The organism is Pseudomonas sp. Pmew2 (assembly GCF_058129885.1).
The window spans coordinates 3,222,081-3,233,891 of record NZ_CM176702.1 but is presented as its reverse complement, the minus strand read 5'-3'; the positions used below and the strand labels follow the sequence as shown (position 1 = coordinate 3,233,891).

The following is an 11,811-nucleotide window of genomic DNA, read 5'->3' as shown; positions in this document are numbered from 1 at the left end:
AGTGTCGGAAGAAAAAGCCCGTGTCGACAATGCTGCAACGGGAGATATCCAGCATCAGGGAAAAGATATCTTTTTTGCGGCGGTGGAAACGACACGGATGCCAATGATCGTGACGGACCCCAACCGTGCGGACAACCCGATCATTTTTTCCAATCGCGCGTTTCTGGAAATGACGGGCTATTCGTCAGAAGAAATCATCGGTACCAACTGCCGGTTTCTTCAGGGGCCGGAAACGGATCGGGCCGTGGTGCAGTCCATTCGTGAAGCGATTGACGAGCGCGTCGATATCTCCACTGAAATTCTCAATTACCGCAAGGACGGTTCTACGTTCTGGAATGCCTTGTTTATTTCTCCGGTTTATAACGATGCCGGAGACCTGATCTATTTCTTTGCGTCGCAACTGGATATCAGTCGACGTCGGGATGCTGAGGATGCCTTGCGTCAGGCGCAGAAAATGGAAGCCCTGGGGCAGCTTACCGGAGGCATCGCCCATGACTTCAATAACCTGCTTCAAGTCATGGGGGGCTATATTGATTTGATCGGTAGCGCTGCAGAGAAGCCCACTATTGATGTGCAGCGTGTCCAGCGTAGCGTTCATCACGCCAAGTCTGCTGTCGAACGCGCGAGTACGCTGACCAAGCAATTACTGGCATTTGCCCGTAAACAAAAACTGCAGGGACGGGTGCTCAACCTCAATGGCCTGGTTTCCAGCACAGAGCCCTTGATCGAGCGTACGTTCGGGCCGCACGTGACGATCGAAACCGATCTGGATCCGGCATTGAAGAACTGCCGTATCGACCCGACCCAGGCAGAAGTTGCCTTGCTGAATATCTTCATCAACGCCAGGGATGCGTTGATCGGCAGGCCTGACCCGAAAATATCCATTGAAACCCGCAATCTGGTCGTCGATGAGTTGGCCAACATGTCCTATGACGGCTTGCTGCCTGGCCGCTACGTCAGTATTGCCATAATGGACAATGGCATTGGCATGCCATCGAGTATTCGTGACCGCGTAATGGACCCGTTTTTTACCACCAAGGAAGAGGGCAAGGGTTCAGGGCTCGGTCTTTCGATGGTCTATGGCTTTGCCAAACAGTCGGGCGGCGCGGCGCGGATCTATACCGAAGAAGGTGTTGGCACAACGCTGCGTCTGTATTTTCCGGTAGACGAGGCAATGCTGACCCATGCGGAGCCACCGAAAGCTGTCGACAGACGCATTGGCAGCTGCGAGCGGATTCTGATTGTCGAGGACCGGCCCGACGTCGCCGAGCTGGCGAAGATGGTGCTGGATGACTATGGCTATATCTGCGAAATCGTACTCAACGCTCGTGAAGCACTGAAGAAATTCGAATCCGGCAGCAGGTATGATTTGCTGTTCACTGACCTGATCATGCCGGGCGGCATGAACGGCGTGATGCTCGCGAGGGAAGTGAGGCGCAGGTACCCGAAGATCAAGGTGCTGCTGACCACCGGCTATGCTGAAAGCTCGATCGAACGAACTGATATCGGTGGTTCCGAGTTTGATGTGGTATCCAAGCCCTGCATGCCTCAAGACCTTGCCCGGAAGGTCAGGCAGGTGCTGGACGGGCCTAACGGTATCGCTTGATTGTTCCGCTAACGAAGACCTGAAGGCCTGACTGTTCTCGGTCAGGCCGATGAGTGTGTGGCTATACCCACTATTGACGGTGCTTTATGAGGTGCCGGTGATTGTTAATGCCTGTCGAGCATTAACAGACATCAGACAACTTCACTTATAAAATAAAGCAGATAATGAGGCCGGGAAGTTGTAAAGCGTGTGGAGCATTGTCGTCTCCTTCCGTTCCATTGATAGAGATCACTGTTCGTCGCCTTTTTATGTGATTCTGCAGGCCTGAAAAAAAGTCTATAAAAGTTTTAAACTTCTTGAGTGTCGCCCGGGTCATTAACGTGTACGCCACACATTTCAGCGTTCACTGCCAATGACTCAAAGGACTCTTATTATGATTCGCGACGACCGTATCGCTCCAGGCTCCCCTGTGTATCAAGACACGCATGCCATGGCTCCTCTGCTTAAACGAATTTCCTGGAGCGCTATTCTGGCCGGTGTTGTATTGGCCATGGTTGTTTCGCTGTTGTTGAACCTGTTGGGCACTGCCATTGGAAGTGCCAGTATTGACCCAATGCAGGAAGCCAACCCGTTGTCCGGAATTGGCACAGGTGCGGGTATCTGGGTTGTTGTCAGCTCGGTCATCTCGCTGTTTGTCGGTGGTTGGGCGGCTGGCCGTCTGGCTCAGCGTGAAGGCGCTTTTCATGGTCTTCTGGTGTGGGCGAGCGTATCGCTGATTACTGTCTATCTGGTGTCCAGTGCGGTAACAGGCGTGGTGCGCGGTGGCCTTAATCTGGCAGGCAGCGGTATGTCGGCACTGGGCAGCGGTATTGCTCAGGTAGCGCCGGCCGTCGGCGGCAAGATTCAGGATCAGTTGCGCGCTCAGGGTATTGATTTCAATCTGGACGATATCCAGGGTGAGATTGAAACAGCCATGCGCCAGACCGGTAAAGCCGAGCTGAACCCTGACAACGTCAAGCAGGAAGCTCAGGCAACCCAGGAAGATGCCCAGAACACTGCCAAACAAAGTGCACAAAATCCTCAGCAAGCCGATGAGCAATTGGGTGGCCTGATGGACCGCATCAAAGCCAAAGGTGACCAGGCGTGGGATGCTGCTGACCGTCAGGCGCTGGTTAATCTGATCAAGGCGCGTGGCAACAAGACTGATGCCGAAGCCAATCAGATCGTCGATCAGGCTCAGGCCAGCTATCGCCAGGCTTATGCCAAGTATCAGGAGCTGAAAGCTCAGGCAGAACAGAAAGCCCGTGAAGCGGCTGAAGTGACCGCCAAACGTGTTTCGCAAGGTGCCTGGATTCTGCTGATCACTCTGGTGATCTCGGGTCTGGTAGCAGCAGGTGCCGGTGTACTGGGTCGTCGTACTCAGCCGCCAGCCAAAGTTGTTGCTGCTGTCTGATCTAATGCAGCAAGACTGAACTGAAGTACCAGACGGGGAGCGTTAATCGCTCCCCGTTTTTATTTCAGCCATTCGATATCGTGTCAGTGCCGATCCGCTTCGACAACACGTTGGTAAAGTCCATCCCTCAATTTTTTACCTTATCATCGGCGGCTCTACAGCTTGCGTAACAGGGCAACTTTCAAAGAGCAAATACTCTAACAGCGTGCTGCGGGATATATATTCAATCTCAACGGTGGCACCTATGCCATTGATGTTGCCAAGTCTATATTCACTGGGTTTTAAGGGTTGTTACTGTGAAGGTGTCCGGGTGGAATATCGGGTCGGGCTTTGGTTGTTCGGCAGTGGGCTCAGGCTGGGTGAATTCGGCACTGAGCAAGTACGCTTGTGAGCGTGCAGAATCAAACGTCATGTTGTGCGCCCACAAACGGGTGCTGACACTTCCTTTGGTTCGATACTGCCCGTCCGGGTCACGTGCAACCACGGTCAGACTGGCATCTGCACCACTGGGTATCAACAGGCGATCGTTTTGGCGGTCGTACGCCATGCTGTTGACAGCGCGTGTGGTGGGCAATGCTGCGAGGCGTTTGCCGGTCATCAAGTCGGCAATAATTAACTGAGGGCTTGCGCCACGACAGGCAATGAACAGACGTTGTCGCGATTCATCGGCGGCGACCGCGCAGGGTTTGTTGCAGCCCTCGAACGTCCAGTACTGATGTTTCTCCAGCAGTTGGCCTGAAAGAACGGCCACTTGATTCTCGTCACGCATCGGCACTACCAGCGTGCCGTCGCTGAGGACGATCGGCGCGTCGAGTTTCTGTGCCGGAACCTGCCGGGAACCCACGAGTGCGTCGGTACGTGCGTCGATGAAATACAGTGTGGAGTGGTTGCCGCGACGGCCGCTGGTAACGATCACTCGCTGATGCCCGGCATCGTAGATGACATTGTTCAGGTTGCCTGAGTCCAGTTTGAGCCGGTTTTGTACGGTCATGCGGTCCAGCGCGGCGATGCCTAATGTCCCGTCCATGTTGGCGACATAGGCGCGATTGTGCTCGGGTGCAAAGGCAACGGCATTGGCACCGGTCGAGTTGTCCAGGGTCTTGATCAGAACCTGCCGTTCGACGTCGAACACGGATAAACCGTTCTCGCGGCGCGCGATGTACAAATGAGGCTGTGCCGGCTGCAATGCCGCGAACCCCCAACTGTAGCCAGCGCCTGGCAGCACGGTTGCTGCGCGGGTGGTGTACAGCAGCGAGTCATCCGCCTGAGCCGAAAGAGGTGCCAGCAGCGTGAACACACTGGCAAAAATCTGTAATCCCGTCACCTTGAGCCACCTGATCAACGACATCATCGGCTTAAAACTCCAGAGTGGTGGAAAGAATGAACTGCCGCGTATCACCAACGGACACGAAGTAACGGTTGGCGCTGGAGGTGTAATACGTGCGGTCAAACAGGTTCTTCACGTTGAACTGGATGTTGAGCTTGTGCTCATCGACTTTTGTATCGTAAGACGCGAAGGCATCCGCCACGGTATAGGCGGGCAGTGCGAATGAGTTGGCAGAGTCTCCCGGGCGCTCTCCGACGTAATGTGCGCCAGCGCCGGTGCGCAAGCGGTCACCGCCGCCGATAATGCTGCCCCAGTCGTATACCGCAGACACTGCCGCTGTGCGCCGGGCCACGTTCCACAGCTCGTTGCCCTTGTAGAGCGGGTCCTTGGTGATCTTCGCATCCAGTAGTGCAAAGCTGCTGATCACGCTCCAGCGATCGGTCAATTCTCCAGCCACGTCCAGTTCTATGCCTCGCGAGCGGGCTTCTCCGGATGTCCGCCAGTCGGTGAGCTTGGTCGCATCGTTGAACTGGGAGACCAGAATGTTTTTCTTGCGAATATCGAAGACCGCTGCGGTAGCCGTAATGCGTCCCGGAATGTCCAGTTTGGCACCCAGTTCGTAGGACCTGGCTTGCTCAGGCAGCACGGCAGAGTCAATGACCACGCCACTGCTTAACGGCGCAATGGTTGAGCTGGGTTTCAGTGATTGCGTGTAGCTGCCGTAGAACGACAACACATCGTTGTATTTGTAGACGATGCCACCGCGGGGCAGCCATTTCTGCCCATTGATATTGGTGTTTGCCACAAAGGGGCGACCGCGTCCGGCTATTTGATCGTAGGTTTGGTAGCGCGCACCGGCCACCAGAATCCACTGCTCGTTGAGGTGGAACGAGTCCTGAGCAAATAACGAGGTGGCGCGCAGTTTATCGGTCTGGTCACTGTCGCTGGCCGATACCGTGCTGGACGGCGATTCCCGGCCATAGACAGGGTTCAGATAATTGAAGCTGGACCGCGCCGTTTGACGCAGCAGGTCCGAGCGGAAGATTTTGCGTTTCTCATCATCGACGCCGACCTGCAAGTCATTCTGGAAGCCTGCGATCTGAAAGGTGCCTTCCAGGTCGGCAATTGCAAAACTGTCGGTGCTCACAGCACCATGGGTTGCATCGTTACTGCGCGTCACTGCGCCCGTGGCGGCATTGATGGCATTGATTCGCAGTTGGTTGGCATCGTAGGTTTCACGGTTCCAGCTGTAGCCGAAATGAGATTTCCAGTTGTCGTTGAACTGATGGTCGACGCTCAGTTGCGTGAGGTCCGAGCGACCTTCCATTTCATTGAACGGTTCGTCCAGGCGCCGGGTTCTGGGAATATCCAGCGGGTGATTGGTGCGCGGGTCCAGTGCCGTGCCGCGGTCGAAAGGGTAAAGAAATTCCCTGTGCTCATATGAAAGCACCACTTGTGTCGTGTCGCCGTACCAGGCAAGCGATGGTGCGACCAGCGATTCGCGATGGATGCCGAAATTACGCCAGTAATCCTCGTCTTCATAATCCATCACCATGCGATAAGCCAGACGGCTGTCGCCCAGCCCGCCGGTGCTGTCAAAGCTGCCACCGCTACCGTCGCGGCCATGCGCATAGGCGGAGGCGCGACCACTGATTGCGTTGTAGCTCTCCAGCTGCGGGCGTTTACTGACGACGTTGACTACGCCACCCGGGTCCATGATGCCGTAAAGCAGCGATGCCGGACCTTTGAGCACTTCCACGCTGTCAGCAGTAGCGCTCAAACCACGTCCCTGAACGATGGGCATTCCGTTGTGCATGATCGAACCGTCGAGATTGCCGCCAAAGCCACGCTTCATCAAGGTGTCTTGCGTCGCCGCCAGGGTGTTGCCCTGAGTGATGCCGCTGGTATTGGCCAGCGCATCGTCCAGATTGCGCGGTTTCTGATCGCGCAGAACTTGCGCAGAAACCACGTTCACGACCTGGGGCACTTCCAGCGTCGACCTGTCGCTGTGCAGGATCGAACTCGCACCGGTTGGCTGGTAGCTGGTACTGCGATCGGAGTTGGCTTCAACCTGTGTCGCGCGCAACTCCATCGACTCTGAGGCAACCAGCGTGTAGCTGCCGTTGCTTTGCTGCGCGGCAAAGATGCCGCTGCCTGCGAGCAATACGGTCAGTCCTTCAGTGACCGAGTAGTTGCCGTCAAGGCCCGGTCCGACCTTGCCGTCGGTATACGCCGCATTTCCGGCCAACTCGATACCTGCCTGCAGGGCAAAGCGGACAAGTTGCCCGGTGAGTGGGCCTTTCTCGATGCTGAACCGGTGAGTCAATGCGCTTGCATCGGTGGCAGAGGCGGTTGAGACCCACGATGCACTTACACCGCCCACCGTCAATGGAATGATCATGGCCAGCGGCGTCAGGCTGAGATAAAACGGGCGTCGTTTATGGAAATGCATAGTGCTGGCGTCCACGCTGATGAAAGGAAAAAATATTGGCTTTCATCTACACCGGACGAGCAGGGCAAAAGGGGAACCACCGAGTGCAAAAAAAACAGGACCGCGCAATTATGCCCGCGCCTCGACAGTGACCCACCAGGGCAGCGTGCGCTTGATCGCCACGGGCAGTACCGATGCGAGGGCAGCCAGTGCCCTGTCTGTATCCTTGATGGAAAAGGTGCCGACCACTCGCAGCCCTGCAATCTTCTCGTCACAAGCAAGGTAGCCATGCCGGTAGCGGGACAGTTCATTGACGAACTGCAGGAGCGGCATACCTTCAGCGACCAGAATGCCGGACGTCCACGCGTGGCCAGAGGCAGGAGCGGGTTGCGGGCTGTCGAGTCGATCCCCATAAAGGGTTATCTGCTGTCCTGCATGTACATCGCAGCGTTGATCGGCTGCCATGACCGACACCTCGCCTGAATAGACCGTGATGCAGGTGGCGTCATCATTCAGTAGCCGTGCGCTGAATTCTGCGCTGTATGCCTGCGCTTTCCCATGAAGGGTTTTTACCTGCGTCCGCTTGTTCCGCGAGCGGGTAGTGTCGATCAATACTTCGCCTTTCAGCAGTTGCAACGCTTGAACATCAGGGGCGACAGTAACGTTCAATGCGCTGGCGGTGTTGAGCCAGATTCGGGTGCCGTCAGCCAGCGTGAACTCTCGTGTTTCGCCCGTTGAGGTGGATAAATCGGCCCGAATAGAAGCAAACAGCGAGCCGTTCTCACCGTTGTTCAGCAGTTGCCAGCCCAATGCCCCGCCCAGTGCGAGAACGCCCATTGAAAGAAGAGTTTGGCGACGACTCATCAATGAAGAGCTGGTGGACTGTAGAACCTTGTAAGCGCCATTTCTTTCTAGCGGATCCTGAAACTGGGCGAAGCGTCCACCTATCTTCTCCACCAGTGCCCAGGCCTTGCGGTGTTCCTCGTTCTGGCTCAGCCAATTCTGCCACTTGCGTCGCTCGGAATCGCCAGCATCCTCTGCACCCAGACGCGCATACCATGCCGCAGCTTGCTGGAGAACAGCATAGTGATCACTGCGAGGACTGTTCATGGTCGACACTCATCGGCACGTGCGGACAGTTCACGCACCATGCACTGATACATGACCTGTGCCATGTACTGTTTCACCATGCGCTCGCTGGTGCCAATCTGTTCGGCAATCTCGCGGTAAGTGTTGCCTGACAGTTGCGCCAGCAAAAAGGCGGTTCGCGCCTTGTGCGGCAAGTCACGCAGCATGGCGTCGATTTCATGCAGTGTCTCGAGAAGAATGGCAACGTACTCGGGGGAGGGGTGCAGGTTCTCGGGGCGGTTTGCCAGCTCTGTCAGCCATGCCTGCTCTATCTGCCCACGACGCCATTGATCTATGCACAGGCCGCGTGCAACGGTACATAGGAACGACCGCGCTTCACCGGGCAGCCTGAATACTCGAGGCTTGAGCAACAGGCGCAGGAAGGTATCGTGAGTCAGGTCCGCTACGTCGGCAGTGTTGAACGAGTTGCCAAAGCGCCGGGTCAGCCACTGACGTAGCCAGCCGGAGTGCTGTGCATAAAGGTCGTCGATGCGGGTCTGATCAGGAGCGCTTGAGCAGGTCATGAGAAAGCAGTCGTTCCGAAGTTATAGAGAATCATACGCATACAATAAACAATCTCATTGATAAAGCACAGAACAAGCGTGCCAATTGTCTTGTTGACTGACGTATGCCTTGCTGGCGTGTTCTGGCGTTGCCGCTCAATACGCTTGCCGCACGTGGGCTGGCGCTGTCGCAGATTCTGATCCTGCGTGCTATACCGATAAGCTATCGTCGATTTGAACCGGTTGCGTAAAGTGTCCAGCGTCGCGATATCCCGCCCGTGCGTGATGCACAAACGTGTCGTTTTGGTAAGCCATGAATATAAAAACCAACCTGAGACGTCGTATTGTGGTGGTGTTTGCGCTGATGAGCGCATTTGTGGCGGCCATGTTTGGCATCGGTATATACATGACCGAGCACTTCGTTGAATCCAGGCTCATTACCATTGATCTTGAAAACGATCTGCACCGTCTCTTGAATGCGCAAAGTACCAATGAGTGGAGTCATCGGCCTGAGCGCGAGGAATTGTTCTACGTCGAAGAAGGCGCAGGAGATTTGGCTGTTCCGCAGGATCTGGAATATCTGCATCCGGGGTTTCAGGAAATCACCCGTCAGGGCAAGGAGTATTACGCGCTGGTGAGTACCGTCGCCGACCGTCGCTATGTGTTGTTGCGAGATCAAAGTGGTTTCGAAAAGCGCGAAAGGATGTTGCTGGCCATTGTATTTGTCGGTTTTGTGCTCAGCGTGCTGCTTGCCGTGTTGCTTGGGCGTGTGCTCGCCACACGCGTCATCGCTCCGGTCGCGCGCTTGTCGCGTCAGGTTCGACACCGTGATCAACTGTTGTCTATTGCGCCGCCGTTGTCTCCGGACTATGCCGATGATGAAGTGGGTGAGCTGGCTGTTTCTTTTGACCATACGCTCGGGCAATTGCGAGCGGCACTGGGCCGAGAGAAGTTGTTCACCAGTGATGTCAGTCACGAGTTGCGCACTCCTTTGATGGTACTTGCCTCGTCCAGTGAGTTACTGCTTGAGAGTCCCTGCCTGGATGAGGTGGGGCGAGCGAAGGTCTTGCGTATCACCCAGGCGACGTCCGATATGCGCCAGCTCGTGGAAACATTTCTCATGCTGGCCAGGGACAATGGAGCCCATGCGCGCAATGGCCCTCGGGCGACCGTACATGAAGTGGCGTGCGACCTGATTGAGGTATGGCGAAAGCCGATAGAAGAAAAGGGGCTGGAGTTGATTTTCAGTCCTGACGCGAACGCAGGTGCGTCTTACAACGCGACCCTGTTGCATTCGGTAATGGGGAATCTGCTGCGTAATGCCTGGCATTACACCGATACGGGGTATATCAAGCTGTCGCTGTTCAAGACCGGGTTTTCTGTAGAGGACAGCGGTTCGGGCATTTCCGACGACACGCAGAATGCGTTGTCCCGACCCTTCGCACGGGGCGATGAACAACGTGGTGAAGGGATGGGAGTAGGGCTGTCACTGGTTAATCGGATCTGTGCCTACCAGCGATGGCAGGTGACATCAAGCAATCTGCCTGGCGGTTGCAGTTTCCGGGTGGAACTGCAACCGGAGGATGCGGACAGCGAGCCCGTCAGAGTCAGTTGAGTGGTTTATCCGTTCTGGTTTCAAGCGGTTGCGCCAACTGCCGCCAGCCATAAAAAGCAAGCGCGGTAAGCAGCGCACTGAGCCAGACAATCACACCAGCCCAGAACGTGTGGGACATGAAATGCCAGCCTTGAACCACTCGCGTGGTGCCGTAGATTGCACCCAGTACGGTCGATGCGTAGAGGATTGCCTTGGCGTGGCGCCAGCAGTAACGGCGTGCAACGAAATACAGTGCCACCATGGTAAAACCACCCGAGGCATGACCTCCTGGCCAGCAACGACCCGCGCCTGCTTCATGGAACAGGCTGAAGTTTTCGAACCACTCCTTTTTCTCCATTGTGCCGCCATACAGAGTGGTTTCCACAGGGCAGTAAATGCTCGTGTGACTTTTGAAAAAGTGGATCATGCCGGTGATCACCGCGAAAGAGACCACGATAAACAGCAGGTCGCGACGGTGACGAGCAGTGAAGCGTAACAATGGCGCTACCCGAGCGGTTTCAAGCAAGCCAATCACTCGGTCATTGCGCCCGGGTTTCAGCAGTGGCCATATAAAGGACAGCAATAGCCCGATCACCGCGGCTTCTCCCGTCCAGTCGGGAATGATCCTGGGCCAGCGGTGGGTCAGATTTTCAAATAGGCGGTCATGCTCAAACGGAAATACCTGAAGCGGGTAGTACAGCCAGTTGCTGATCGCTTCGTCGAGCGAAGTAAGATCAAAAACGACAAAGGTCAACAGCGCTATTGCCATCGGCACGCCGAAGTTCCACGCATAGAATCTTGATTTTTCGCTTTGCACTCTTTTTTATTCCGTAGTCATTTGCGTGGTTTGAGAGTTCATATCGATGTGCGCAAGTCTTCTGCGAGGCAGAATATACGTAGCCGCCTGTTCAATTCCTAGCGGGAGTTTCATGAAAACCGTTTCATTCAGCTTTGGCATTTTTTTCACATGTCATTGACCCGACGATGACGCGTCCTTGATCAAGCTGGCGGCCTTAAAAGGACAGAGCCAGCGTGTTCGGCTGTCCATTGAACAGGCAGGCATGCGGGGCAACTTGATGAAAAGTTATGGTAAATCCGCGTTCAGGGCATCTTCGCTTCTGGGCGGCAGGATAAACGTTGTTCTGATGGGGGCCGCCATTGTGATTTCCTTGCTCGTGTTGACGGGTTACACCTATTGGCCGCGTTCGCCAGTTCGGCTTGTTCAGGGCGAGAATCTGGCCATGTCCGGTTTGTATGCCAGCTGGAAGAAAGGTGATGTGATGGTACTGGTTCGCCACGGCGAACGCTGCGACCGCTCCAGCAACGAGTGCCTTGATGCAAACGACGGCATCACTCGCTACGGCAGTTCCGTTTCGACAGATGTCGGCCGGTCGTTCAGCGAACTCGGGCTCGCACACACCGATGTAATAACCAGCCCCTTGACCCGCACCGCCCAGACCGCACAAGCCATGTTTGGCCATCCGGTGGAGGCTCAGGAATGGTTGTACAACTGTGACGAGACAATGCTGAATGAGGTCGTGGCGCACAAGTCTCTGAATCGAAATCTGATTCTGGTGACGCACAGCGGTTGTATCGGTCAGCTGGAAAGTCTGCATGGGTATCCTCATGCTGCCACCAGCGAGTACGACAGTGCGCTTTTCATTTCGCTCGACAGCCAGGGTAAACCCGTTATCCGGGGAATTATAAACCCGGAGGACTGGACGCAACTGGCGCAGCAGAAAAGCCGCTGAGTTGCCAGGTACTTGGTGAAACTTGGCAGTGACTGAGGGCGGCGCGCATCGAAGAGGGTCTGCTCGGATAGAGGGCAA

General features: G+C 55.6%; 9 protein-coding genes. 4 read left to right on the top strand and 5 right to left on the bottom strand.

Annotated elements, in window-relative coordinates:
- Position 1 precedes the first annotated feature (1 nt).
- Both AC4ANK_RS14655 and AC4ANK_RS14650 read left to right on the top strand, forming a co-directional pair.
- Complete coding sequence (locus AC4ANK_RS14655; RefSeq protein WP_002553497.1) at positions 2-1,606, top strand: hybrid sensor histidine kinase/response regulator; 1,605 nt, start codon at positions 2-4, stop codon at positions 1,604-1,606.
- A gap of 373 nt (positions 1,607-1,979) precedes the next feature.
- Positions 1,980-2,999, top strand: a complete 1,020-nt coding sequence (locus AC4ANK_RS14650; protein WP_002553498.1) for a hypothetical protein — start codon at positions 1,980-1,982, stop codon at positions 2,997-2,999.
- A 271-nt stretch (positions 3,000-3,270) separates the two neighbouring features.
- Here AC4ANK_RS14650 and AC4ANK_RS14645 read toward each other — a convergent pair whose 3' ends face one another.
- The 4 genes from AC4ANK_RS14645 to AC4ANK_RS14630 form a co-directional block, all read right to left on the bottom strand.
- Positions 3,271-4,350, bottom strand: a complete 1,080-nt coding sequence (locus AC4ANK_RS14645; protein ID WP_002553499.1) for a YncE family protein — start codon at positions 4,348-4,350, stop codon at positions 3,271-3,273.
- Positions 4,351-4,354: 4 nt separating this feature from the next.
- On the bottom strand, positions 4,355-6,778 hold the full coding sequence (locus AC4ANK_RS14640; RefSeq protein WP_460385103.1) for a TonB-dependent siderophore receptor: 2,424 nt from the start codon (positions 6,776-6,778) through the stop codon (positions 4,355-4,357).
- 108 nt (positions 6,779-6,886) lie between these two features.
- Entirely contained in the window at positions 6,887-7,867 is a 981-nt protein-coding gene (locus tag AC4ANK_RS14635; protein WP_460385105.1) for a FecR domain-containing protein, read from the bottom strand.
- Positions 7,864-8,409 (bottom strand): sigma-70 family RNA polymerase sigma factor, encoded by a 546-nt coding sequence (locus tag AC4ANK_RS14630; protein WP_002553502.1) that lies wholly within the window; start codon positions 8,407-8,409, stop codon positions 7,864-7,866. The genes AC4ANK_RS14635 and AC4ANK_RS14630 overlap by 4 nt, the downstream gene beginning before the upstream one ends.
- A gap of 292 nt (positions 8,410-8,701) precedes the next feature.
- Between AC4ANK_RS14630 and AC4ANK_RS14625 the strand changes: the two genes are divergently transcribed.
- Complete coding sequence (locus AC4ANK_RS14625) at positions 8,702-10,003, top strand: sensor histidine kinase (RefSeq protein WP_002553504.1); 1,302 nt, start codon at positions 8,702-8,704, stop codon at positions 10,001-10,003.
- Here the strand turns inward: AC4ANK_RS14625 and AC4ANK_RS14620 are convergent.
- The gene (locus AC4ANK_RS14620) at positions 9,996-10,799 is read right to left on the bottom strand and encodes a phosphatase PAP2 family protein (RefSeq protein WP_031598433.1); all 804 of its coding nucleotides are present in this window, start codon (positions 10,797-10,799) and stop codon (positions 9,996-9,998) included. The genes AC4ANK_RS14625 and AC4ANK_RS14620 overlap by 8 nt on opposite strands.
- 244 nt (positions 10,800-11,043) lie before the next feature.
- Between AC4ANK_RS14620 and pmrG the strand changes: the two genes are divergently transcribed.
- Complete coding sequence (gene pmrG / locus AC4ANK_RS14615; protein ID WP_220273661.1) at positions 11,044-11,733, top strand: lipopolysaccharide core heptose(II)-phosphate phosphatase PmrG; 690 nt, start codon at positions 11,044-11,046, stop codon at positions 11,731-11,733.
- The last annotated feature ends 78 nt before the right edge of the window (positions 11,734-11,811 follow it).